This window comes from Nocardiopsis sp. NRRL B-16309, assembly GCF_001279585.1.
Classification (GTDB): domain Bacteria; phylum Actinomycetota; class Actinomycetes; order Streptosporangiales; family Streptosporangiaceae; genus Nocardiopsis.
This window is the reverse complement of the sequence record NZ_LGEC01000049.1, coordinates 103,951-127,120: the sequence shown is the minus strand read 5'-3', so window position 1 is coordinate 127,120 and position 23,170 is coordinate 103,951. Positions and strand designations below refer to the sequence as shown.

General features: G+C 71.6%; 21 protein-coding genes. 17 read left to right on the top strand and 4 right to left on the bottom strand.

Going from position 1 to position 23,170, the window contains the following annotated elements; translation table 11 throughout:
• Positions 1-13 precede the first annotated feature (13 nt).
• The gene (gene uvrA / locus ADL05_RS06600) at positions 14-2,848 is read left to right on the top strand and encodes an excinuclease ABC subunit UvrA (protein WP_053615972.1); all 2,835 of its coding nucleotides are present in this window, start codon (positions 14-16) and stop codon (positions 2,846-2,848) included.
• 433 nt (positions 2,849-3,281) lie between these two features.
• Here uvrA and ADL05_RS06595 read toward each other — a convergent pair whose 3' ends face one another.
• Positions 3,282-3,536 (bottom strand): hypothetical protein, encoded by a 255-nt coding sequence (locus ADL05_RS06595; RefSeq protein ID WP_156365749.1) that lies wholly within the window; start codon positions 3,534-3,536, stop codon positions 3,282-3,284.
• Between the two features lie 98 nt (positions 3,537-3,634).
• Between ADL05_RS06595 and ADL05_RS06590 the strand changes: the two genes are divergently transcribed.
• The 3 genes from ADL05_RS06590 to ADL05_RS06585 all read left to right on the top strand — a co-directional run bounded on the left by ADL05_RS06590 (position 3,635) and on the right by ADL05_RS06585 (position 5,226).
• On the top strand, positions 3,635-4,402 hold the full coding sequence (locus tag ADL05_RS06590) for a helix-turn-helix transcriptional regulator (protein WP_053615970.1): 768 nt from the start codon (positions 3,635-3,637) through the stop codon (positions 4,400-4,402).
• Positions 4,399-4,575, top strand: a complete 177-nt coding sequence (locus ADL05_RS29445) for a DUF397 domain-containing protein (RefSeq protein WP_082376157.1) — start codon at positions 4,399-4,401, stop codon at positions 4,573-4,575. The genes ADL05_RS06590 and ADL05_RS29445 overlap by 4 nt, the downstream gene beginning before the upstream one ends.
• A 264-nt stretch (positions 4,576-4,839) precedes the next feature.
• Positions 4,840-5,226, top strand: a complete 387-nt coding sequence (locus ADL05_RS06585) for a Rieske (2Fe-2S) protein (protein WP_053615969.1) — start codon at positions 4,840-4,842, stop codon at positions 5,224-5,226.
• Between the two features lie 91 nt (positions 5,227-5,317).
• Here ADL05_RS06585 and ADL05_RS06580 read toward each other — a convergent pair whose 3' ends face one another.
• Entirely contained in the window at positions 5,318-6,478 is a 1,161-nt protein-coding gene (locus tag ADL05_RS06580) for a mechanosensitive ion channel family protein (protein WP_053615968.1), read from the bottom strand.
• A gap of 167 nt (positions 6,479-6,645) precedes the next feature.
• On the opposite strand from ADL05_RS06580, the gene uvrC reads away from it, so the two are divergent.
• The 10 genes from uvrC (at position 6,646) to ADL05_RS06530 (ending at position 17,440) form a co-directional block, all read left to right on the top strand.
• Positions 6,646-8,667 carry an excinuclease ABC subunit UvrC gene (gene uvrC / locus ADL05_RS06575; RefSeq protein WP_053615967.1) on the top strand — a complete coding sequence of 674 codons (2,022 nt, stop codon included), beginning with the start codon at positions 6,646-6,648 and terminating at the stop codon, positions 8,665-8,667.
• Positions 8,664-9,548, top strand: coding sequence for an RNase adapter RapZ (rapZ, locus tag ADL05_RS06570; protein ID WP_053615966.1), 885 nt, complete (start codon positions 8,664-8,666; stop codon positions 9,546-9,548). The genes uvrC and rapZ overlap by 4 nt, the downstream gene beginning before the upstream one ends.
• 615 nt (positions 9,549-10,163) lie before the next feature.
• The gene (yvcK, locus tag ADL05_RS06565; RefSeq protein ID WP_053615965.1) at positions 10,164-11,138 is read left to right on the top strand and encodes a uridine diphosphate-N-acetylglucosamine-binding protein YvcK; all 975 of its coding nucleotides are present in this window, start codon (positions 10,164-10,166) and stop codon (positions 11,136-11,138) included.
• A 45-nt stretch (positions 11,139-11,183) separates the two neighbouring features.
• Positions 11,184-11,576, top strand: coding sequence for a DUF488 domain-containing protein (locus ADL05_RS06560; protein ID WP_053615964.1), 393 nt, complete (start codon positions 11,184-11,186; stop codon positions 11,574-11,576).
• Positions 11,577-11,777: 201 nt separating this feature from the next.
• Positions 11,778-12,758 carry a DNA-binding protein WhiA gene (gene whiA, locus ADL05_RS06555; protein ID WP_053615963.1) on the top strand — a complete coding sequence of 327 codons (981 nt, stop codon included), beginning with the start codon at positions 11,778-11,780 and terminating at the stop codon, positions 12,756-12,758.
• Between the two features lie 354 nt (positions 12,759-13,112).
• On the top strand, positions 13,113-14,117 hold the full coding sequence (gap, locus tag ADL05_RS06550) for a type I glyceraldehyde-3-phosphate dehydrogenase (RefSeq protein WP_053615962.1): 1,005 nt from the start codon (positions 13,113-13,115) through the stop codon (positions 14,115-14,117).
• Between the two features lie 310 nt (positions 14,118-14,427).
• Positions 14,428-15,612: a phosphoglycerate kinase gene (locus ADL05_RS06545; protein WP_053615961.1), complete on the top strand. Its 1,185-nt coding sequence runs from the start codon at positions 14,428-14,430 to the stop codon at positions 15,610-15,612.
• A gap of 67 nt (positions 15,613-15,679) precedes the next feature.
• Positions 15,680-16,456, top strand: a complete 777-nt coding sequence (tpiA, locus tag ADL05_RS06540; RefSeq protein ID WP_053615960.1) for a triose-phosphate isomerase — start codon at positions 15,680-15,682, stop codon at positions 16,454-16,456.
• A 296-nt stretch (positions 16,457-16,752) separates the two neighbouring features.
• Positions 16,753-16,989: a preprotein translocase subunit SecG gene (gene secG, locus ADL05_RS06535; RefSeq protein ID WP_053615959.1), complete on the top strand. Its 237-nt coding sequence runs from the start codon at positions 16,753-16,755 to the stop codon at positions 16,987-16,989.
• Between the two features lie 79 nt (positions 16,990-17,068).
• Positions 17,069-17,440: an RNA polymerase-binding protein RbpA gene (locus ADL05_RS06530; RefSeq protein ID WP_082376156.1), complete on the top strand. Its 372-nt coding sequence runs from the start codon at positions 17,069-17,071 to the stop codon at positions 17,438-17,440.
• 366 nt (positions 17,441-17,806) lie between these two features.
• Here ADL05_RS06530 and ADL05_RS06525 read toward each other — a convergent pair whose 3' ends face one another.
• On the bottom strand, positions 17,807-18,064 hold the full coding sequence (locus ADL05_RS06525) for a hypothetical protein (RefSeq protein WP_053615957.1): 258 nt from the start codon (positions 18,062-18,064) through the stop codon (positions 17,807-17,809).
• A gap of 124 nt (positions 18,065-18,188) precedes the next feature.
• Here ADL05_RS06525 and ADL05_RS06520 point away from each other — a divergent pair, with 124 nt between their 5' ends.
• Positions 18,189-18,872, top strand: coding sequence for a hypothetical protein (locus ADL05_RS06520; protein WP_053615956.1), 684 nt, complete (start codon positions 18,189-18,191; stop codon positions 18,870-18,872).
• A gap of 70 nt (positions 18,873-18,942) precedes the next feature.
• On the opposite strand, the gene ADL05_RS06515 is transcribed toward ADL05_RS06520, so the two are convergent.
• A complete protein-coding gene (locus ADL05_RS06515; protein WP_053615955.1) occupies positions 18,943-19,698 on the bottom strand; it encodes an IclR family transcriptional regulator in 756 nt (251 codons plus the stop codon).
• A gap of 176 nt (positions 19,699-19,874) precedes the next feature.
• On the opposite strand from ADL05_RS06515, the gene hutH reads away from it, so the two are divergent.
• Positions 19,875-21,422 carry a histidine ammonia-lyase gene (gene hutH / locus ADL05_RS06510; RefSeq protein WP_053615954.1) on the top strand — a complete coding sequence of 516 codons (1,548 nt, stop codon included), beginning with the start codon at positions 19,875-19,877 and terminating at the stop codon, positions 21,420-21,422.
• Positions 21,423-21,453: 31 nt separating this feature from the next.
• Positions 21,454-23,112, top strand: coding sequence for a urocanate hydratase (hutU, locus tag ADL05_RS06505; protein WP_053615953.1), 1,659 nt, complete (start codon positions 21,454-21,456; stop codon positions 23,110-23,112).
• The last annotated feature ends 58 nt before the right edge of the window (positions 23,113-23,170 follow it).

The following is a 23,170-nucleotide window of genomic DNA, read 5'->3' as shown; positions in this document are numbered from 1 at the left end:
GATGTCCTACTCGATGGTCGAACAACTGGTAGTCCGGGGAGCCCGCGAGCACAACCTCAAGGACGTCTCGCTGGACCTCCCGCGCGACTCCATGATCGTGTTCACCGGCCTGTCCGGTTCGGGCAAGTCGTCGCTCGCCTTCGACACGATCTTCGCCGAGGGCCAGCGGCGCTACGTGGAGTCCCTGTCCGCCTACGCCCGGCAGTTCCTCGGGCAGATGGACAAGCCGGACGTGGACTTCATCGAGGGCCTCTCGCCCGCGGTCTCCATCGACCAGAAGTCCACCAGCCGCAACCCCCGCTCCACGGTCGGCACCATCACCGAGGTGTACGACTACCTGCGCCTGCTGTGGTCGCGCGTGGGTGTGCCGCACTGCCCGGAGTGCCGCCGCGAGATCGCGCGGCAGACGCCGCAGCAGATCGTGGACCGGGTGCTGGAGATGACCGAGGGCACCCGCTTCCAGGTCCTGGCGCCGGTCGTGCGCGGGCGCAAGGGCGAATACGTCGAACTGTTCAAGGACCTGCAGTCCAAGGGCTACACGCGCGCCGTGGTCGACGGCGCCGCCGTGCGCCTGGACGAGGCGCCCAAGCTGGGCCGCTACGACAAGCACGACATCGCCGTGGTCGTGGACCGGCTCGCGGTCAAGGACACCGCGCGCGGGCGCCTGACCGACTCGATCGAGACCGCGCTGAAGCTGGCGGGCGGCACCATCGTGCTCGACTTCGTCGACCTGGAGGCCGACGACCCCGAGCGCGAGAAGGTCTTCTCCGAGCACCTGTACTGCCCGTACGACGACCTGTCCTTCGAACAGCTCGAACCGCGCTCGTTCTCCTTCAACGCCCCCTACGGCGCCTGCCCCGACTGCTCCGGGCTGGGCACGCGGATGGAGGTCGACGCCGAACTGCTGGTGCCCGACCCCGAGCGGACGCTGTCCGAAGGGGCGCTGGCGCCCTGGTCCGGCGGCTCCACCAGCGGCTACTGGGACCGCATCCTGCAGGCGCTGGGCGAGGCCCTGGGCTTCGACCTGGACACGCCGTGGGAGCGGCTGCCCCGGCGCGCCCGCAAGGCGATCCTGGAGGGCCACGACACACAGGTCCACGTGTCCTACCGCAACCGGTACGGGCGCAACCGCTCCTACTACACCGAGTTCGAGGGCGTCATCCCCTGGGTGAAGCGGCGCCACTCCGAGACCGAGAGCGACTACGGGCGCGAGCGGCTCGAAGGCTACATGCGCACGGTGCCCTGCCCCACCTGTGAGGGGACGCGTCTCAAGCCGGTCGTGCTGGCGGTGACGGTGGGCGGCAAGTCCATCGCCGAGGTCGCCCAGATGCCGCTCGGCGAGAGCGCGGAGTTCCTGGCCGGGATCAAGCTCTCCGAGCGCGACATGGTCATCGCCGCCCAGGTGCTCAAGGAGATCAACGCCCGGCTCGGCTTCCTGCTCGACGTGGGACTGGACTACCTCAGCCTGGCGCGTTCCTCCGGGTCGCTCTCCGGCGGCGAGGCCCAGCGGATCCGGCTCGCCACCCAGATCGGTTCCGGCCTGGTGGGCGTGCTCTACGTCCTGGACGAGCCCTCCATCGGCCTGCACCAGCGCGACAACGCCCGGCTGCTGGAGACCCTGCAGCGGCTGCGCGACATCGGCAACACGCTCATCGTCGTCGAGCACGACGAGGACACCATCCGCGCCGCCGACTGGGTGGTCGACATCGGCCCCGGCGCGGGCGAGCACGGCGGGCACGTCGTGGTCTCGGGCATCGTCGACGAGCTGCTCACCTCCCCGACCTCGCTGACCGGCGAGTACCTGTCCGGGCGGCGCGCCATCGCGGTGCCCGAGACCCGGCGCCCGCTCACCCGCGGGCACGAACTCGTGGTGCGCGGGGCGCGGGAGAACAACCTGGAGGGCATCGACGCCGCCTTCCCGCTGGGCGTGTTCACCGCCGTCACCGGGGTGTCCGGCTCGGGCAAGTCCACCCTGGTCAACGAGATCCTGTACAAGGCGCTGGCCAAGGAGCTCAACGGCGCCAGGGAGGTGCCCGGCCGCCACCTGCGGGTCAACGGCACCAGCAAGGTGGACAAGGTCGTGCACGTGGACCAGAGCCCCATCGGCCGGACCCCGCGGTCCAACCCCGCCACCTACTCCGGGGTCTTCGACCACATCCGCAAGCTGTTCGCGCAGACCACCGACGCCAAGACGCGCGGGTACCTGCCGGGCCGGTTCTCGTTCAACGTCAAGGGCGGCCGGTGCGAGGCGTGCTCGGGCGACGGCACGCTCAAGATCGAGATGCAGTTCCTGCCCGACGTGTACGTGCCCTGCGAGGTGTGCCACGGGGCCCGCTACAACCGCGAGACGCTGCAGGTGCGCTACAAGGGCAAGAACATCTCCGAGGTGCTGGAGATGCCGATCTCGGAGGCGCTGGAGTTCTTCGAGCCGATCAACGCCATCCGCCGCCACCTGCAGACGCTCACCGACGTCGGCCTGGGGTACGTGCGGCTGGGCCAGCCCGCCACGACGCTCTCGGGCGGTGAGGCCCAGCGGGTCAAGCTCGCCGCCGAGCTGCAGCGCCGCTCGACCGGGCGCACGGTCTACGTGCTCGACGAGCCCACCACCGGTCTGCACTTCGAGGACATCCGCAAGCTCCTGGGCGTGCTCAACCGGCTGGCCGACACCGGCAACACCGTGATCGTCATCGAGCACAACCTCGACGTCATCAAGACCGCCGACCACGTCATCGACATGGGCCCCGAGGGCGGTTCCGGCGGAGGCCAGGTCATCGCGCAGGGCACGCCGGAGGAGGTCGCCGCGGTCGCGGAGTCCTACACCGGGCGTTTCCTCGCCAAGATGCTCTGACGCCCGATCAGCGACGTGGCCCGGCCGCCCGGCCGGGCCACGCGTGTTCGGGGCACGCGGCGGTGCCCGGGGGACTGTGGAATGCGCGCGAGGCGTCTTCTCTCCCCGTTCCGTGCACGGCCGTCCGAGGAGCGAGGCCCCGACCGGAGACCCGGCCGCAGGCAGCCGTCACACGGTCGGACGAAGACGCCTACACGGAACCCCGGCAGGGCTCCGGCTCGCCGCAACCGCACGAGCACCGGCCCATGGCGGTGTCGTCCTCGGACTCGTCCTTGTCATGCGTTCCCCCGGCGCTTCGACCCACGACGTCGCCTGGGGAGTGGAGGGGGAACCGCGGGGGCCGGTTGAGGGGGTTCGGGGCGCCTCGGTTGGACGAGGCGGGCGAACTCGGCGAGCGTCGTCGCCCTGGGAACATCCTGGCGGGGCCGCTCGGTCATGGCGTGCCACCCGAATCCACATGGAGTCCGGCGTACTGGCGGATGATCGTGTCGACGGTGGCCCCGGGCGCGTGGATGTCGCCGTGCTGGGGTTCACCGGTCGGCCCGGTCCACCGGTACCAGTGGCCGTACGCGCTGATCTCGACCTGCTGGCGGAGGTACGGGTCGTTGACGACGAGAGTGTCGTCTCGTCGGTAGTTCAGCATCTGCCGGTGCGCGAACGCCGCACCGAGGTTCCTGAGAGCTTCCATGTCCCCAGCGTCGAACCGAAACCCTGGATTGCACAGCGTCTGGCCAGATTCCGCCGATTCTCGGCTACGGACGGGATTCGCTGGTTACGATCTGCCATATGGCCGTCTCCGACTTTGCATCCACGCTCACCCGGTACCGCGAAGTTGCGGGATTAACGCAGTACCAGCTTGCAGCCAAGGCGAAGACGTCAGCGTCATCGGTGTGCCGCTGGGAGTCGGGGGCAGTCCTCCCCAAGAGGAGGAACGCGGAGCTTCTGGATGCCGCGTTCGGCGCGAGGGGTAAGTTCTTCGCGGCGTGGCGCACCGCCGCAGGCGGTAAGTCCGTCCCCGAGTGGGGTGCGGACCTGGCGGAGTTGGAGGCGACCGGGCTAGCGGTGGAGTGGGTGTGTCCGCTCCCAGCCGTCCCCGGTATCTTGCAGTCTCCGGCGTACGCCCGGACCGTGTTCGAGGAGGCCCAACCGTTCCTCCCAGCGAAGGAGCTGGACCGGCTCACGAAGATTCGGTGCGACCGGCTGGACCAGGTTCCGGATCTGCGGGTGACGGCCGTCTTTCCTGTGTCCGCGCTGACGACGTTCCCCGAGGCAACACGCACTGAGCAGGTACGCCACCTGTTGAAGTTGACGGAGTCGGGGCGGGTACGTGTCTTGATCATCCCGGAAGGGACGTTACTGGTGGGGTTGCCCTCCCCTTTGCTGGTCTTCCGGATGCGGGATGGTTCCACGGTGGCGAGCAGTGACCACGCAAACGGCAATATCGTGTACCGAGAAGGTGATGGGCTGGACCGGTTGACGGAGCTGGTGAAGCGCTTCATGCAATCCGCCCTCCCTGACAGGGAATCCCGGAAAGTATTGGAAGAACTACTGTGAGCAGCACCTGGCATAAGTCGAGCTACAGCAGCACGAGCGGCCAATGCGTCGAAGTTCGGGAGCACGCTGCGGGCGCGGACATCAGGGACACCCAGAACCGTGACCTCGGGCACCTCACGGTCCCCGGCCCGGAATGGGTGGCGCTGCTCACCCGGGTGCGGGCGGAAAGGTAAACCCACCGAACACGCGGAACCCCCTGGCAGGCCGCCGGGGGGTCCGTTGTGTCGGCCTCCTCGGTGTCCGCGTCGGCCGGGATCGCGGGCGTCCGCGTGCGAGCACGGGTGTTCGCCGCCACGTGGTCCGGCGATCCCGGCGAGGACGTGGGTCACACCACCCCGGAACGGGACACCTCGCCCCGGCTACTACAGTGTGTAGTGATTCCCAGCGCAGGTGAGGAGCGTTCTGTCGTGTCTGGTCAGAGGACGTGCGGGTGCGGAGTGAGCAGGCGCCGCCTGCTCGGAACGGCGGGAGCCGCGGCGACCGTGACCGCAGTGAGTGCCTGCGGCGGTGAACCGCCCGACCCCCAGGAGGTCCGCCGCGGCCAGGTGGTCGGCCAGACCACGGACGTGCCCGTGGGCGGCGGCGCGGTCTTCAGCGACAGCAAGCTGGTGGTCACCCAGCCGCAGGAAGGCGACTTCCGCGCCTTCACCGCCGTGTGCACGCACGGCGGGTGCACCGTCCAGGAGGTGGACGAGGTGATCGGCTGCCTGTGCCACGGCAGCGAGTTCGACGTCGCCACCGGCGAGGCGCTCAAGGGGCCGGCCACCGAGCCGCTGGAGGGGTTCACCGTCACCATCGACGGCACCGACATCATCCTCGACTGAGCCCGCCCCGGCGGAGGCACGACGTGAGGGCGCCCGGAGCGGAATCCGCTCCGGGCGCCCTCACGTGCTCGGTGGGTGTGCGGCGGGCGGCTCAGGTCTCGCCGGGGTCGCCGCCGGGAGGGTTGGTGGAGCCGTTGCGCGGGGCGCCGGCGGACTCCCGCACGGGCGAGCTCTGCCGGAAGGCGGAGGAGGGGAACTGCGTGGCGTAGGGCGACTCCTCGCCGGAGGAGAAGAACTCGGTGCGGTTGCGCGGCAGCGACTCGGGGTAGTGCTCGACGAGCCAGCCGATGAGGTGCTCGCGGATCTCGCACGCGATGTTCCACTGCGCGCCGGTGTCGGCGGCGGTGGCCACCACCCGCACCATGACCTCACCGGATTCGGTGATGTCCACGACCTGGCAGGACCAGCTGCGGCCGTCCCAGTTGGGGCTGGCCGTGATCAGCCGGCCGGCCTCCTCGCGCAGTTCCGCGACGGGGACCTCCCAGTCAAGCGGCAGCACCACCTTGGCGGTGATCGCGGTTCCCTGCTTGGTCCAGTTCTCGAAGCTGGTGGTGGTGAAGTTGGCGACGGGGACGACCAGGCGGCGCTCGTCCCAGATCTTGATGGTGACGTTGACCAGGCTGAGCTCCTCGACCCGGCCCCACTCGCCCTCGACCACGACCACGTCGCCGATGCGCAGCGAGTCGCTGAAGGCTAGCTGGAGGCCGGCGAAGAGGTTGCCCAGGATGGACTGGGCGGCCACACCGGCGACGATACCGATCACACCGGCCGAGGCCAGCAGCCCGGCGCCCAGCGCCTGGACCTGGGGGAAGGTGAAGAGGATGGCGGCGATCGCCAGGACGACGATGACCGAGGTGACCACGCGCCGCAGCAGGCGGACCTGGGTCTGGTAGCGCCGCGCCCTGCGGTCGGCGTCACCGTTGGAGATCGACAACCGGTCCAGGATCATGTCGGTGGCCGCGTAGGCCAGGCTGATGCCCAGGCCGGTCAGCGTCCCGATCATGAGGATGCGCATCAGGTGCTGGATGGCCTGGTAGGTGCTCCAGCCGACGTCGGAGGGGCTGGGCAGGGCCAGGTTGGCGCCGACCACGGCCGCCGCGAGGTAGGCGGTCACCGCCGAGCGCGAGACCAGGTAGCGCGCCATCGGCCAGACTTTGCCCAGCTGGTGGTTCAGGAGCCAGTGGACCACGAACACCAGGGTCAGCGCGAGGGCGATCACGATGCCGAGGGTGATCCATTGTGAGGGGCTCACAGGGAAGGTCCCCCTTGTCGTCAAGTCGGTCAGATGGTTCGTACCCGCCCAACCTAGAGCATGCAGAAATCCAATCGTGACGTTTGGGGTGAGGCGTGCGCGACGGTGCCCTGTGACACCGGGGCCTCGGGTGGCCGGATGTCGTGGGGACGCACCAGAATGGGGACATGGCTGCGACTCCTCACCTGCGCCCGGCGCCCGGTTCCATCCCGACCTCACCCGGTGTCTACCGGTTCCGGGACCAGGCGGGCCGTGTCATCTACGTGGGCAAGGCCAAGAACCTGCGGTCGCGGCTCTCCTCCTACTTCCGCGACTTCGCCGGGCTGCACCCGCGGACCCAGCAGATGGTCTCCACCGCCGCCGACGTCGACTGGACCATCGTCGGCACCGAGGTGGAGGCGCTCCAGCTGGAGTACTCCTGGATCAAGCAGTACGACCCGCGCTTCAACGTCAAGTACCGCGACGACAAGAGCTACCCCTACCTCGCCGTCACGCTCAACGAGGAGTTCCCGCGCGTGCAGGTGATGCGGGGGGCCAAGCGCAAGGGCGTGCGCTACTTCGGCCCCTACTCCCACGCCTGGGCCATCCGTGAGACCGTCGACCTCCTCCTGCGCGTCTTCCCCGTGCGCACCTGCTCCCCGGGCGTCTTCCGGGGGGCCCGCAACAGCGGGCGCCCGTGCCTGCTCGGCTACATCGGCAAGTGCGTGGCCCCCTGCGTGGGCAAGGCCACGCCGCAGGAGCACCGGGACCTGGTCGAGGACTTCTGCTCCTTCCTGGCCGGGGACACCGGGCGCTTCATCCGCCGGCTGGAGGCGCGGATGGCCGAGGCGGCCCAGGAGATGGAGTACGAGCGCGCCGCACGGCTGCGCGACGACATCGAGGCGCTCAAGGCCGCCCTGGAGAAGCAGGCCGTCGTGCTGCCCGACTCCACCGACTGCGACGTCATCGCCATGGCCGACGACCCCCTGGAGGCGGCCGTCCAGATCTTCCACGTGCGCGGCGGCCGGATCCGGGGCCGGCGCGGCTACGTCGTGGACAAGGTCACCGACGCCGGGCCGGGCGAGCTCATGGAGACCTTCCTCGGGCAGCTCTACGGGGCCGCGGAGGGCACCGACGAGACCGCCGGGACCGGCACGGCCGTTCCGCGCGAGGTCCTGGTCTCGCACGCCCCCGCCGACCTGGACGCCGTGGCGTCGTGGCTGTCGGAGCACCGGGGCTCGGCCGTGGACGTGCGCGTGCCCCGGCGCGGGGACAAGAAGGCCCTCATGGAGACCGTGGACAAGAACGCGCGCGAGTCGCTGGCCCGGCACAAGACCCACCGGGCGGGCGACCTGAGCACCCGCGGGCGCGCCCTCAACGAGATCCAGGAGGCGCTCGACCTGCCGGAGGCGCCGCTGCGCATCGAGTGCTACGACATCTCCAACCTCCAGGGCGAGCACGTGGTGGCCTCCATGGTGGTGTTCGAGGACGGGCTGGCGCGCAAGTCGGAGTACCGGCGCTTCGCCATCCGCGGCAGCGGGCCGGGCGGTGCCGAGCAGCACGACGTCGCGGCCATGTACGAGGTCATCACCCGCCGGTTCCGCCGCTACCTGGAGGAGAGCTCGCGCAGCGGCGAGGTGGCGCGGATGGGGGAGACCGGTGACCACGGCGGTCACCGAAGCGACTCCGAGCCGTCACCCGGTAAGTTCGCCTATCCCCCTAACCTTGTGGTGGTGGACGGCGCGCGGCCCCAGGCCGAGGCGGCGCGCCGGGCGCTGGACGAACTCGGCATCGAGGACGTGGCGGTGTGCGGGCTGGCCAAGCGGCTGGAGGAGGTGTGGTTGCCCGACGACGAGGACCCGGTCATCCTCCCGCGGACGGGGGAGGGCCTGTACCTGTTGCAGCGGGTGCGCGACGAGGCGCACCGGTTCGCGATCACCTACCACCGGCAGATGCGGGCCAAGGCGCTCACGGGCAGCAGCCTGGACGAACTGGCCGGACTGGGACCGGCCCGCCGGTCCGCGCTGATCAAGGAGTTCGGTTCGGTGAAACGACTGGCCTCGGCCACGGCCGAGGAGATCGCGGCGGTGCCGGGCATCGGCCCCAAGCTGGCGGAGGCCGTGCACGCGCACCTGACGGGCGGGCCCGCCGGCGGGGAGGCCGACCGGGCGCCGGGACAGCAGAATACTGACGGGGGAGGAGACACATGACGGTCGAACTGGGCGGCGAGCTGCCGCCCGAGGTGGTCATCGTCACCGGGATGTCCGGTGCGGGCCGGAGTACGGCGGCCAGGGCCCTGGAGGACCTGGACTGGTTCGTGGTGGACAACCTGCCGCCCGGACTCCTGCCGACGATGATCGAGCTGGCGGGGCGCACGCACGGGGCGGTGCCCCGGGTCGCGGTGGTGGTGGACGTGCGTTCGCTGGCCTTCACCGAGGACCTGCTGTCCACGGTGGAGGAGCTGCGCAAGCGGGACATCGTGGCGCGCGTGCTCTACCTGGAGGCGAGCGACGAGGCCCTGGTCCGGCGGTTCGAGGGCGTGCGCCGCCCGCACCCGCTGCAGGGCGAGGGGCGCCTGACCGAGGGCATCGACCGCGAGCGCCAGACCCTGCGGGCGGTGCGCGGCGAGGCCGACCTGGTCATCGACACCTCACAGCTCAACGTCCACCAGCTCAAGGCCCGCGTGATCGGGTTCTTCGGTGAGACCGACGAGGCGCGTCCCCGCGCCAACGTCGTCTCGTTCGGGTTCAAGCACGGTCTGCCGGTCGACGCCGACCTCGTCCTGGACTGCCGCTTCCTGCCCAACCCCCACTGGGTGCCCGACCTCAGACCGATGGACGGGCGCGACGAGCCGGTGCGCGACTTCGTGCTGGCCCAGGACGGCGCCAAGGAGATGATCGAGGCCTACGCCGAGGTCCTGAAGCTGACCATCGCCGGGTACCAGCGCGAGGGCAAGCACTACATGACGCTCGCGGTGGGCTGTACCGGCGGCAGGCACCGCAGCGTGGCCATGGCCGAGCAGTTCGCCGAGCAGCTGCGCGGCCAGGAGGTCGACGTGCACGTGGTGCACAGGGACGTGGGACGCGAATAGCCCACCCGTCGCCCGCCACCGTCCGGGGGCGCTTCGCGCGGGGTGGACTACCGCCCTCAACGGAGAGCCTCCGGCTCCGGTTCTTCGCCACCGTCCGGAGGCGCTTCGCGCGGGGTGGACTACCGCCCTCAACGGAGAGCCTCCGGCTCCGGTTCTTGACTTTCCGTCGCCCGCCACCGTCCGGGGGCGCTTCGCGCGGGGTGGACTTCCGCCCTCAACGGAGAGCCTCCGGCTCCGGTTCTTGACTTTCCGTCGCCCGCCACCGTCCGGGGGCGCTTCGCGCGGGGTGGACTTCCACCCTCAACGGAGAGCCTCCGGCTCCGGCCCCCCACCCGGGAGCGCTCCGCGAGAGGTCCGACGACTCCTCGGCGGACGGCCTCCGGCTCCGCTTCCCCTCTCCGGGGTCGCCGGTCGGAACCGGGGTGTCGGTGAACCGGGGTGGAACGGAATCGCCAAGCGGGGCGTCTTGGCTTACATTGGCCCGGTCACCGCCGGTTCCGGTCGCTCCACGGACGGGTACCCGGCGGTCCGGGGGCGCGGGTGGCCGCAGTTCCGCCATCGGCGGTGCGACCGGCCGCGCTTGCTGCACACGGGACGAGGGGGCAGGCCACAGCCATGTCGAACAGCACCGCACCGGACGAGGAGGGCCGCCGCCCGCCCCGGGTGGTCGCCCTGGGGGGCGGCCACGGCCTGCACGCCTCCCTGTCCGCGCTGCGCCGGGTGACCACCGACGTGACGGCGATCGTCACCGTCGCCGACGACGGCGGGTCCAGCGGCCGGCTCCGCGAGGAGCTCGGCGTCCTCCCCCCGGGCGACCTGCGGATGGCCCTGGCGGCCCTGTGCGGCGACGACGAGTGGGGACACACCTGGAGCGAGGTGATCCAGCACCGGTTCCGTTCCGAGGGCGACCTGCACGGCCACGCGGTGGGCAACCTGCTCATCGTGGCGCTGTGGGAGCTGCTGGGCGACTCCGTCGCGGGCCTGGACTGGGTGGGCCAGCTCCTGGGCGCGCACGGGCGGGTCCTGCCGATGTCGTCGGTGCCGCTGGACATCGTGGCGGAGGTGGCCGGGATCGATCCGCTGCGGCCCGAGGAGACCACGATCGTGCGGGGCCAGGTGGCGTGCGCCAGCACCAGCGGGCAGGTGCGCTCCATCTCGCTCATCCCCGAGGGGCCCCCGGCCAGCCCGCAGGCGGTCAAGGCGGTGCGCGAGGCCGACTGGGTGGTCTTCGGCCCCGGGTCGTGGTTCACCAGCGTGCTGCCCCACCTGCTGGTCCCCGACCTCGCCGACGCCCTGGTCAGCACCCGTGCCCAGCGCATGGTCACGCTGAACCTGTCCCCGCAGCGCGGCGAGACCGAGCACTTCCGGCCGGAGACCTACCTGGAGGTGCTGCACGAGCACGCGCCCAAGCTCGGGATCGACGTCGTGCTGGCCGACCGGGGGACCGTGGACGACGTCGGGCCGCTCACGGAGGTGGTCCGCCGACTGGGCGGGCGCCTGGAACTGGACGACCTGAACCGGGGGGACGGCACGCCGCGGCACGACCCGGAGCGGTTGGCGGCGGCCCTGGAACGGATCCTGACCACCTGACCGCGCGGGCGATTGGCAGGGGCGCGCTCCGGGCACACCCGCGTCATGAGTGGTCACCGTGTCGGCGTCGAGCGCGTCTACGACGAGGTGCGCGAGCACCCGGAGGGCGACGGGTCCGCGGGCGCGCGCTTCCTCGTGGACCGGCTCTGGCCGCGCGGGGTGCGCAAATCCGCCCTGGAGGGCGTCACCTGGCTCAAGGACGCCGCGCCCAGCCGGGAGCTGCGCACCTGGTTCGGGCACGACCCCTCGCGCTTCGACTCCTTCGCCGAGCGCTACCGCGCCGAACTGCGGGAACGGCCCGAGGCGTTGGAACCGGTCCTGGAGGCGGCCCGGCGGGGACCGGTCACCCTGCTCTACGCCGCGCGCGACACCGAGCACAACCACGCGCTCGTGCTGCGCGACCACGTGGAGGGCCTGCTGGCCGACGGGAGCAATTGAACGCACATCGCCATGAAGGCCCACAGCGCCCCCGGCCAGCGCGGACGGCGGCTCGGCAACACGCCGTGAAGGGGTCGGCCCGAAGCCGCCGGTGACGTAGTCTGCCTCGGAGACAGCCGTACGCGGCGGGGCCGCGGCGGCGCAGACCGGCGTCAGGCGCGCGACGCCGGTGCAAGCCAGTTCAAGGGGAGGTTCGCGGCGATGGCGATGACCGGCGTGGTGAAGGACGAGTTGAGCCGACTGGCGATTCTCAAGCCATGCTGCCGCAAGGCGGAGGTGTCCACCATCCTGCGTTTCACCGGAGGACTGCACCTGGTGGGCGGACGGATCGTGATCGAGGCCGAACTCGACACCGGTGCCGCGGCGCGACGGCTCCGCAAGGACATCTCGGAGGTCTTCGGGCACGAGTCCGAGGTCGTCGTGCTCTCCCCGAGCGGGCTGCGCAAGGGCAACCGGTACGTGGTCCGGGTGATCAAGGACGGCGAGTCGCTGGCGCGCCAGACCGGCCTGGTCGACAACCACGGCCGACCGGTCCGCGGACTGCCCCGGCACGTGGTGGCGGGCGGGGCCTGTGACTCGGAGTCGGCCTGGCGGGGGGCGTTCATCGCGCACGGGTCGCTGACCGAGCCCGGCCGGTCGATGTCGCTGGAGGTCACCTGCCCGGGGCCGGAGGCGGCGCTGGCGCTGGTGGGCGCGGCGCGGCGGCTGAAGGTGCACGCCAAGGCGCGCGAGGTGCGCGGTGTGGACCGGGTGGTCGTGCGCGACGGCGACTCCATCGGGGCCCTGCTGACGCTGCTGGGCGCCCACCAGAGCGTGCTGGCGTGGGAGGAGCGGCGGATGCGCCGCGAGGTGCGCGCCACCGCGAACCGGCTGGCCAACTTCGACGACGCCAACCTGCGCCGCAGCGCCAGGGCCGCGGTCGCGGCCGGCGCGCGGGTGGAACGGGCGCTGGAGATCCTGGGGGAGGACGCCCCGGAGCACCTGGTGGCCGCGGGCCAGCTGCGGCTGGCACACAAGCAGGCGTCGCTGGAGGAGCTGGGGCAGCTGTCGTCCCCGCCGTTGACCAAGGACGCCATCGCGGGGCGCATACGGCGCCTGCTGGCGATGGCCGACAAGCGGGCGAGCGATCTGGGGATCGAGGGAACAGAGGCGAACCTCACTCCCGACATGCTCGTGCCCTGACCGGTGCGCGGGGCGGTCCCCGGGTGCCCGCGCGCCAGTGGACGCCGAAATACCACCGTCACAACGGTGTTCGACTTTGTTAACAGCACGAACACGTCGATAACTTCCGACAATGGTATAGACCTCTTCGCCGAGCAGTGCCAGGATGGTTCACGAATCCACGAGGCCTGGTGAGCGTGGCGGGCGTGGGTCGAGAACGGCCCGCCGCTGGTGCTCCGCTAGGCTCTTCGTCAACACCCGGCGCGTGTTAACCCTGTTCAAAGTCGTCACTCCGGTTCACACCGGGGTGCATCGTCCCTGGCGGGGGGAATGCGCGGGTGACATTGATGTGCGATATATGAGGAGATTGGTTCCGTGACCATCCGTGTAGGCGTCAACGGCTTCGGCCGTATCGGCCGCAATTTCTGGCGCGCGGTCGCCGCTGGCGGCAGCGACATCGAAATCGTCGCGGTCAACGACCTCACCGACACCAAGACGCTCGCGCACCTGCTCAAGTACGACACGGTGCTCGGCACCCTCGCCGGCGACGTCGAGGTGGGCGAGGACTTCATCCGCGTCGGTGACAAGAGCATCAAGGTGCTCGCCGAGCGCGACCCGGCCAAGCTGCCCTGGGCCGACCTGAACGTGGACGTCGTCATCGAGTCCACCGGCCGCTTCACCAAGGCCGAGGACGCCAAGAAGCACCTCAGCGCCGGCGCCAAGAAGGTCATCATCTCCGCCCCGGCCAAGGGCGAGGACCTGACCGTCGTCATGGGCGTCAACGACGACAAGTACGACGCGGCCAACCACCACATCGTCTCGAACGCCTCCTGCACCACCAACTGCGTGGCGCCGATGGCCAAGGTCCTGCTGGACAGCTTCGGCATCAAGCAGGGTCTGATGACGACCGTGCACGCGTACACCAACGACCAGGTCATCCTGGACTTCCCGCACTCGGACCTGCGCCGTGCCCGCGCGGCCGCGCAGAACATCATCCCGACCACGACCGGTGCCGCCAAGGCCACCGCCCTGGTCCTGCCCGAGCTCCAGGGCAAGCTGGACGGCATGGCCATGCGCGTGCCCGTCCCGGACGGCTCCGTGACCGACCTGGTCGTCACCCTGGAGCGCGAGGTCACCAAGGACGAGGTCAACGCCGCGTTCAAGGAGGCCGCCGAGGGTCCCCTCAAGGGCGTTCTCGTCTACACCGAGGACCCGATCGTGTCCTCGGACATCGTGGGCACCCCGCCCTCCTGCACGCTGGACTCCAGCCTGACCATGGCCTTCGGCAACCAGGTCAAGATCGTCGGCTGGTACGACAACGAGTGGGGCTACTCCAACCGCCTGGTGGACTGCGCCAAGCTGGTCGGTTCCGGCCTGTAGAGGGACGGCGCCGGCGGCACCGCACCCCCTCGCCCGCACCGCGCGCGAGGGGGTGCCGTCGTGGCCCCGCCCGTTCCCCGCGTCGCCCGGGGGTGCCGCGCACCAGGGCGGGCCCGCCACCTCGATGCACGCCCGCGGCCCCGCCCCCGCCCGTCACCCGCCGTCGCCCGCCGCTGCCCCAGGGGCGCCGCGGCGGTCGGCCACCACCCCCAACGGACGCCCGCGGCGGCGGCCCCGCCCGCCACGCCAGTTCCGACCGACCACCGCCCGGGCCGGCGCCCGGGCACCCAGACCTTCCGAGGAGACCAGCATGCGGACGATCGACGACCTCGACGTCTCCGGTAAGCGCGTGTTCGTCCGAGCCGACCTGAACGTGCCCCTGGACGGCGACCGCATCACCGACGACGGCCGGATCCGCGCCGCCCTGCCCACCATCGAGAAGCTGCGCGAGCGCGGTGCCCGCGTCATCGTCGCCGCCCACCTGGGCCGCCCCAAGGGCGCGCCGGAGCCGCGCTACTCCCTGCGCCCGGTCGCGGCCCGCCTGGGCGAGCTGCTCGGCGCCGACGTCGCCTTCGCCGCCGACACCGCCGGGGAGTCGGCCCGCGCCACCTCGGCCGCGCTCGCCGACGGCCAGGTCGCGCTCCTGGAGAACGTGCGCTTCGAGCCGGGCGAGACGAGCAAGGACGACGCCGAGCGCGGCGAGCTCGCCGACCGCTTCGCCCAGCTCGCCGACCTCTACGTCGGTGACGCCTTCGGCGCGGTGCACCGCAGGCACGCCAGCGTCTTCGACCTGCCGGGCAAGCTGCCCCACGCGGTCGGCGGACTCGTGCTGACCGAGGTCGAGGTGCTGCGCAAGCTCACCGGCGAGCCCCAGCGCCCCTACGCCGTGGTCCTGGGCGGGTCCAAGGTCTCCGACAAGCTCGGCGTCATCGACAACCTCCTGGGCACCGCCGACCGCCTGCTCATCGGCGGCGGCATGGTGTTCACCTTCCTCAAGGCCAAGGGCTACGAGGTCGGCTCCAGCCTGCTGGAGGCCGGCCAGCTCGACACCGTGCGCGGCTACCTGGAGCGCGCCGAGCGCGAGGGCGTGGAGATCGTCCTGCCCGTCGACGTCGTGGCCGCCGAGAAGTTCGCCGCCGACGCCCCCCACGCGCCGGTCGACGTCGAGGCCATTCCGGCCGACCGCATGGGCCTGGACATCGGGCCCCGCAGCCAGGAGCTGTTCGCCGCCAAGCTCGCCGACACCCGGACGGTGTTCTGGAACGGGCCCATGGGCGTGTTCGAGATGGAGCCCTACGCGGGCGGTACCCGGGCGCTGGCCCGGGCGCTGATCGACTCGGGCGCCTTCACCGTGGTGGGCGGCGGCGACTCCGCCGCGGCCGTGCGCGCGCTGGGCTTCGACGAGGCGGCCTTCGGCCACATCTCCACCGGCGGCGGTGCCAGTCTGGAGTACCTGGAGGGCAAGGACCTGCCCGGTATCGACGCCCTCGCCTGACGTCGCGGTCCCGGGGCGCCCGCCCCGGCCGCGCCATCGTCCGACCGACCTGACGGGAAGTACACACATGTCCAAGCGCCTGCCGCTGATCGCGGGCAACTGGAAGATGAACAACAACCACCTGGAGGCCATCGCCCTCGTCCAGAAGCTGGCGTTCGGCCTCAACGACAAGGACTACGACAACGCCGAGGTCGTCGTCCTGCCGCCGTTCACGGACCTGCGCAGCGTGCAGACGCTGGTCGACGGCGACAAGCTGCGCATCGGCTACGGCGCCCAGGACATCTCCGCCCACTCCATTGGCGCCTACACCGGCGAGGTCTCCGGCGCGATGCTGGCCAAGCTGGACTGCGGCTACGTCCTGGTCGGCCACTCCGAGCGCCGCGAGTACCACCAGGAGGACGACGCCCTGGTCAACGCGAAGGTCCAGGCGGCCTTCAAGAACGGCATCGTGCCGATCCTGTGCGTGGGCGAGGGCCTGGAGGTGCGCCAGCAGGGCCGGCAGGTCGAGCACGTCCTGGCCCAGCTCGACGGCGCCCTGAAGGGCGTCCCGGCCGAGCAGGCCGAGCGCATCGTCGTCGCCTACGAGCCGGTGTGGGCGATCGGCACCGGCGAGGTCGCGACCCCCGAGGACGCCCAGGAGGTGTGCGCGGCCATCCGGGTGCGCCTGTCGGAGCTGTACTCCCCGGAGGTCGCCGGCGCGGTGCGCGTGCTCTACGGCGGTTCGGTCAAGGGCGGCAACGCCCCCGGCATCATGGCCAAGGACGACGTCGACGGTGCCCTGGTGGGCGGCGCCTGCCTGAAGGCGGACGAGTTCGTGAAGATCATCCGGTTCGGCGACCAGTAGTTTCGCCGACAGGGTGTTGTGACCTGCGATACCGCCCTTCCCGGACCGGAGTCCGGGGAGGGCGGGGCCCGATGAGTGCCGTGGTCGGGCTAGACTTCGCTGAGGGGATTGTCGTGCCTCGCGGTTTCCCCTCCCGTGCCGCCATGGGCACGGTAAAATCCGAAAACGTCCCCGGTCTCCCCCTTCCGTGATCCGAGCCGGCCAGGCCGGTGCCGAGCACCGCCGCTGGTACGGGTGGTGAATGGGGGGCCGAGGTGTCCATTCCCCCGCTGCGGGGTCGAGCTACGGGTGAGCGTGTGATCCTCGGTCTGTCCATCTTCGTGATGCTTCTCAGCGCGCTGCTGATCTTCCTGGTGCTCATGCACAAGGGGAAGGGCGGCGGCCTGTCCGACATGTTCGGCGGAGGCGTCATGTCCTCCCTCGGGGGTTCGTCGGTCGTCGAGCGCAACCTCGACCGCATGACCATCGCTGTCGGGGTCGTCTGGATCCTCGCCATCGTCGCCCTCGGCCTGTTGATCAACCGGGGCGTGTAGCCGGCGGTACGCAGGCACCCCCCGTCCACAGTCAAGCTCGCCCGAGTGTCGGTGAGCGAGTTCGCCGAAGGAGTTTTTCGTGGGTAGTGGCAGTGCCATCCGTGGCAGCCGAGTCGGAGCCGGCCCCATGGGCGAGGCGGAGCGGGGCGAGGCCGCCCCGCGCGTGCGGGTTCCGTTCTACTGTGCGAACTTGCACGAGGTCGTGCCCAGCTTCGCGAGCGAAGCCGCGGTCCCCGACGAGTGGGACTGCCCCCGTTGCGGATTCCCCGCGGGCAAGGACAAGGCGAACCCCCCGTCGCCGCCGCGCACCGAGCCCTACAAGACGCACCTGGCCTACGTGAAGGAGCGGCGCAGCGAGGAGGAGGGCAAGCTCATCCTGGATGAGGCCCTGGCCAAGCTGCGCGCCGACCGTGCGGCCGTGGAGGCCCACATGAAGGCCGCCCAGAACTAAAGCCCGACCGGCGCCGCCGGTCCGGCCCGCCACCGGGGCCCGTCGTGTTCACCGCGACGGGCCCCGGCCGTGTGCCGGGCGGGGCCGTCCGTGGGGCGGTCGCGTGCGGCGACGGGCGCGGGCGCGCGTCCGGTCGAGCCGGTCACGTGCCGGTCGGGGCCGGTCGTACGCGGGCACGGACATGAATCCTGACCAGTAGTTCCTCATTCGCGGGACTGGTGTGGCGGGAGCGAATTAGGGTGATCGCCACGCACCCCCAACAGCCCCTCATGAGGAGATGGTGTCGATGTCCACGTGCCCGACCGGCGGCGACCACGACTGGATTCTCGGCGACGACCGCAAGTTCCAGTGCGCCAAGTGCGGGGCTCAGAGCGCGCGCAGGTTCTGAGAGCCGGGTCCCGGCTGGACGGTTCCGCGCGCGGCCAGGTCGCCCTTGAGCGAGGCGCGCCAGGTCACGGGCTCTCCCAGGACCTCGGCCACCCCCTTGGCCCAGCGTTCGAGGGGTGCGAAGGCGTCCGGTCCCTCTCTCAGAACGGTCCGCCCCTGATAGGGCACCCCGTCCAGGACCACGATCTCGTCATCGACCCGCAGCTCGGTGTCGTACTCCCTGGTATTGCGCCTCATGGACGGGACTCTAGCGGGACGCATCGGACGATGCCCGGCCTTCGGCGCGATCGGCCGCGGACGGACACCGGCTCCCGTGGGAGCCGCGGCACCGACCACCCCGGGACGTTGGAACAATGGGGGCATGGCTTCCCCCGAACCCTCGGACGACCCCCCAGTCCTGCGGGGCGTCCCCTCGGACCTGACGCAGACCTCCGGCAGCGTCTCCCACCTGCGCCGGTACGTGAGCCTGCGCGGTCCCAACGCGCGGATGTGGATGGCGGCGGCCTACGTGTCGGGCCTGCTCACCGTGGGCTTCCTCGTGGTGCTGGGATCGCTGCTGTGGAACGTGCTGCGCCAGGACTACACGGTCGGATCGGTGACGCTGTGGTCCGCGGCGGCCCTGACCATGGCCTTCGTCGGTCCCGGCAGCAACATCGTCCTGCTGCGCGGACTCCCGCAGCGCATCACCCGCCAGGGCATCAGCGCCGACAGCGACGGCGTCATCGTGCTCCAGGAGCGCAAGTGGTGGTTCCCCGGTGAGGGCACCTTCATCGCGTGGAACGAGATCCGCCGGGTGCGCGAGGACCACACCGGTGACCGCCGCCGCACGTACTTCATCGAGTTCGTCCTGGACACCTACCGCACGGACGAGGAGCTGCCCACCTGGGCCGAGTCCGCCGAGAGCCTGGGCCTGCCCGTGGTGGACGCCCCCACGCAGTTCTACGTGCAGGTCCCCCGGGACCACAAGGAGAAGATCCTGCGGATGATCGAGCGCACGGCGCCGCTGCCCTCGATCGTGGAGCGCTCCCCGCTGAGCCTGGACTGAGGCGTGTGCGGGGCCGCGCCGTCCGCGGGGCACAGCCCCCGGGCGAGGGACGGCGCCCGGCGACCGCGGTTCACCGCCTCCCGCCGAGCCGGCGGGTGAGCTCGGCCGCGGCGTCGCGGACCCTCGCGGCCAGCGCCTGCGGGGTGACCGGCCGGGCGCTGGGCACGGTGAGGCTGATCGCCGCGGCGGGCCGCCCGTTGTGGTCCAGGGCGGCCGCCGCCACCGACACGAAGCCGTCGGTCACCTGGCCGGCCTCGATCGACCAGCCCTGGCGGGCCTCCTCCTCCAGGACCCGGCGCAGCTCACCGGGGTCGGAGGGGCCCCGCCCGGTGCGGTCGGTGAACGCCGCCCTGTCGGGGTACAGGGCGCGTACCTGCGCACGCGGGAGCCGGGCGAGCATGGCCCGCCCCGACGCGGTCAGGTGCGCGGGCAGGCGGACCCCCACGCCGGTGATGAGCGTGGGGGCGTGCGGCGGCTGCTCCTTGAGCAGGTACAGGGTGTCGGCGCCGTGCAGCACGCCCAGGTGCGCGGTGGAACCGGTGGCCTCCATCAGCTGGTGCAGCAGGGGTCGGGCCAACCGCTCGACGCCGTCGTGGCGCAGGTAGGCCGAGCCGATCTCGAACGCGGCCACCCCGAGACCCCAGCGGCGCTCCTCGGGCAGGTGGGTGACGAAACCCTCCTGGGCCATCGCCTCCAACAGCTGGTAGACGCTGGAGCGCGGTACGTCCAGTTCCAGGGCGATGGCCGAGGCCGACACCGGGCCGGGGCGGGAGGCCAGGAACCGTAGAACGCGCAGGGCGCGTGTGGCCGCCGGCACGAAGCTCATACCCCGATTGTTCCACGGAATCGGCGTCCGCCCAGGTCCGGGCGTTGGCCGACGTGGGCCAACGCGGCGGTCCCCTTGCGGCGCCGCACAACGGGCACCAGGGAATGTCTGAGATGTCAGACAGAACCCCCGTGTCAGGGCTTCTGCGGCGGGGCAGCTGGAGATGGAATGGGGGCATGTCCACAGCAGTCCCTTCCGTCAACGTCGGCGGTGCTCCGCTCACCCCGGCCCAGGTCCTCGACGTCGCCCGCAACGGCGCCCGCGTCACCCTCGGCGAGGAGACCCGCAAGGCCGTCCGGCACGGCCGCGAACGGGTCGAGTCGCTGGCCCGGGGCGAGGTTCCCGCCTACGGCGTCAGCACCGGCTTCGGCGCCCTGGCCACCCGCCACATCGCCCCCGACCTGCGCGCCCGCCTTCAGCGCTCGCTCATCCGCTCCCACGCCGCGGGGGCCGGCCCCGAGGTCGAGACCGAGGTCGTGCGCGCCCTCATGCTGCTGCGCCTGCGCACGCTGGCCTCCGGCAACACCGGCGTGGAGGTCGCCACGGTCGACACCCTCGCGGCCCTGCTCAACGCCGGGATCACGCCCGTCGTGCACGAGTACGGCAGCCTGGGCTGTTCCGGCGACCTGGCGCCGCTGTCGCACGTGGCGCTGGCGCTCATGGGCGAGGGCCAGGTCCGCGACGCCTCCGGCGCGCTCATGCCCGCCTACACCGCGCTGCACGCGGCCGGGATCCGCCCGGTCGAGCTGGGCGCCAAGGAGGGCCTGGCGCTGATCAACGGCACCGACGGCATGCTCGGCATGCTCGTCCTCGCCTGCCAGGACCTGGCCCGGCTGCTCAAGGTCGCCGACATCACCGCCGCCATGAGCGTCGAGGCGCTCCTGGGCACCGACCGGGTCTTCGCCGCCGAACTCCAGCGGCTGCGGCCCCACCCGGGCCAGGCCGCCTCCGCCGCCAACCTGACCGCGCTGCTGGCGGACTCGCCGATCGTCGCCTCCCACCGCGGCCCCGACTGCAACCGGGTCCAGGACGCCTACTCGCTGCGCTGCGCCCCGCAGGTGGCCGGTGCCGCCCGCGACACCCTGGACCACGCGCTCCTGGTCGCCGGACGCGAACTCGACAGCGTGATCGACAACCCGGTGGTCCTGGACGACGGCCGCGTGGAGTCCAACGGCAACTTCCACGGCGCGCCCGTCGCCTACGTCCTGGACTTCCTGGCGATCGCCGTGGCCGACACCGCCTCCATCGCCGAGCGGCGCACCGACCGCATGCTCGACGTGTCCCGGTCCCACGGCCTGCCGGCCTTCCTGGCCGACGACCCCGGTGTGGACTCCGGGCACATGATCGCCCAGTACACCCAGGCCGCGATCGTCTCCGAGCTCAAGCGCCTGGCGGTGCCGGCCAGCGTCGACTCCATCCCCAGCTCCGCCATGCAGGAGGACCACGTGTCCATGGGCTGGTCGGCCGCGCGCAAGCTGCGCCGCGCCGTGGACGGCCTCACCACCGTGCTGGCCGTGGAGCTGCTGACCGCGGCCCGGGCCCTGGACCTGCGCTCGCCGCTGGAGCCCGGGCCCGCCACCGGAGCCGTCGTGCGCGCCGTGCGCGAGCACGTCGACGGCCCCGGGCCCGACCGCCACCTGTCCCCGGAGATCGCCGCCGTCGCCGCCCTGGTCGCCGACGGGACGGTCGTCGAGGCGGCCGAGTCGGTCACCCCCCTGTCCTGATCCCCGGTCCGCACCACCCCAGGAGACGCCCATGAGCACCCCGCGTACCGTCCGCGCCGCCCGCGGCACGGCCCTGTCGGCCAAGGGATGGCCGCAGGAGGCCGCCCTGCGCATGTTCCACAACAACCTCGACCCCGAGGTGGCCGAGCACCCCGAGGACCTGGTCGTCTACGGCGGCACCGGCAAGGCCGCCCGGGACTGGCGCAGCTTCGACCGGATCACCGCCTCCCTGCGCGACCTGGAGGGCGACGAGACCCTGCTCGTGCAGTCGGGGCGCCCGGTCGGGATCATGCGCACCCACGAGTGGGCGCCGCGCGTGCTCATCGCCAACAGCAACCTCGTGGGGGACTGGGCGAACTGGCCGGAGTTCCGCCGCCTGGAGGCCCAGGGGCTGACCATGTACGGGCAGATGACCGCCGGGTCGTGGATCTACATCGGTACGCAGGGCATCCTCCAGGGCACCTACGAGACCTTCGCCGCGGTGGCGGCCAAGAGGTTCGGGGGCAGCCTGGCCGGGACGATCACGCTCACCGCGGGCCTGGGCGGCATGGGCGGGGCCCAGCCGCTGGCCGTCACCATGAACGGCGGCGTGGCGATCGTCGTGGAGTGCGACTCCAGCCGCATCGACCGGCGGATCGAGCACCGCTACCTGGACGTGCGGGCCGACAGCGTGGACCACGCGCTGGAGCTCGCCGCCAAGGCCCGCGACGAGCGGCGCGCCCTGTCCATCGGCGTCCTGGGCAACGCGGCCGAGGTCTTCCCCGACCTGCTCGCCCGCTCCGCGCCGATCGACATCGTCACCGACCAGACCTCGGCCCACGACCCCCTGGCCTACCTGCCCGCGGGGGTCGCCTTCGACGACTGGAAGGCGCTGGCCGCCGCCGATCCCGAGGACTTCACCCGGCGGGCCCGCGCGTCCATGGCCGCGCACGTGGAAGCGATGGTGGGCTTCCAGGACGGGGGAGCGGAGGTCTTCGACTACGGCAACTCCATCCGCGACGAGGCCCGCGAGGGCGGCTACTCGCGCGCCTTCGACTTCCCCGGCTTCGTGCCCGCCTACATCCGCCCCCTGTTCTGCGAGGGCAAGGGCCCGTTCCGGTGGGCGGCGCTGTCCGGCGACCCCGCCGACATCGCGCGCACCGACCGGGCCGTCCTGGACCTGTTCCCCGACAACGACCACCTCGCCCGGTGGATCCGCATGGCGGGGGAGCGGGTCGCCTTCCAGGGGCTGCCCGCACGTATCTGCTGGCTGGGCCAGGGCGAGCGGGCCGCCGCGGGCGAGCGCTTCAACGAACTCGTCGCGTCGGGGGAGATCTCCGCGCCGCTGGCGATCGGCCGCGACCACCTGGACACCGGTTCGGTGGCCTCGCCCTACCGGGAGACCGAGGCGATGAAGGACGGTTCGGACGCGATCGCTGACTGGCCGCTGCTCAACGCCCTGGTCAACACCTCCTCCGGGGCGTCGTGGGTGTCGATCCACCACGGCGGCGGGGTCGGGATGGGCCGCTCCCTGCACGCGGGGCAGGTCAGCGTCGCCGACGGCACCGAGCTGGCCGCGGCGAAACTGGAGCGGGTGCTGACCAACGACCCCGCCATGGGCGTGATCCGGCACGTGGACGCCGGTTACGAGGAGGCCGAGCGCGTGGCCGAGGCGCACGGCATCCGCGTCCCCATGCGCGAGGGCGACTGACACGAGACCGACCGGAAGGACCGAAGAGCCCGTTCTGCGGGTGCCTTGGCCGGAGGCC

Coding starts and splice junctions, on each gene's coding strand:
- uvrC (WP_053615967.1), top strand. CDS start 6,646: ATGGCTGCGACTCCTCACCTGCGCCCGGCGCCCGGTTCCATCCCGACC.
- yvcK (WP_053615965.1), top strand. CDS start 10,164: ATGTCGAACAGCACCGCACCGGACGAGGAGGGCCGCCGCCCGCCCCGG.
- ADL05_RS06515 (WP_053615955.1), bottom strand. CDS start 19,698: ATGAGCTTCGTGCCGGCGGCCACACGCGCCCTGCGCGTTCTACGGTTC.
- ADL05_RS06525 (WP_053615957.1), bottom strand. CDS start 18,064: ATGAGGCGCAATACCAGGGAGTACGACACCGAGCTGCGGGTCGATGAC.
- ADL05_RS06595 (WP_156365749.1), bottom strand. CDS start 3,536: ATGGAAGCTCTCAGGAACCTCGGTGCGGCGTTCGCGCACCGGCAGATG.
- ADL05_RS06560 (WP_053615964.1), top strand. CDS start 11,184: ATGAGTGGTCACCGTGTCGGCGTCGAGCGCGTCTACGACGAGGTGCGC.
- ADL05_RS06520 (WP_053615956.1), top strand. CDS start 18,189: ATGGCTTCCCCCGAACCCTCGGACGACCCCCCAGTCCTGCGGGGCGTC.
- uvrA (WP_053615972.1), top strand. CDS start 14: ATGGTCGAACAACTGGTAGTCCGGGGAGCCCGCGAGCACAACCTCAAG.
- hutH (WP_053615954.1), top strand. CDS start 19,875: ATGTCCACAGCAGTCCCTTCCGTCAACGTCGGCGGTGCTCCGCTCACC.
- hutU (WP_053615953.1), top strand. CDS start 21,454: ATGAGCACCCCGCGTACCGTCCGCGCCGCCCGCGGCACGGCCCTGTCG.
- rapZ (WP_053615966.1), top strand. CDS start 8,664: ATGACGGTCGAACTGGGCGGCGAGCTGCCGCCCGAGGTGGTCATCGTC.
- tpiA (WP_053615960.1), top strand. CDS start 15,680: ATGTCCAAGCGCCTGCCGCTGATCGCGGGCAACTGGAAGATGAACAAC.
- ADL05_RS06545 (WP_053615961.1), top strand. CDS start 14,428: ATGCGGACGATCGACGACCTCGACGTCTCCGGTAAGCGCGTGTTCGTC.
- whiA (WP_053615963.1), top strand. CDS start 11,778: ATGGCGATGACCGGCGTGGTGAAGGACGAGTTGAGCCGACTGGCGATT.
- ADL05_RS06590 (WP_053615970.1), top strand. CDS start 3,635: ATGGCCGTCTCCGACTTTGCATCCACGCTCACCCGGTACCGCGAAGTT.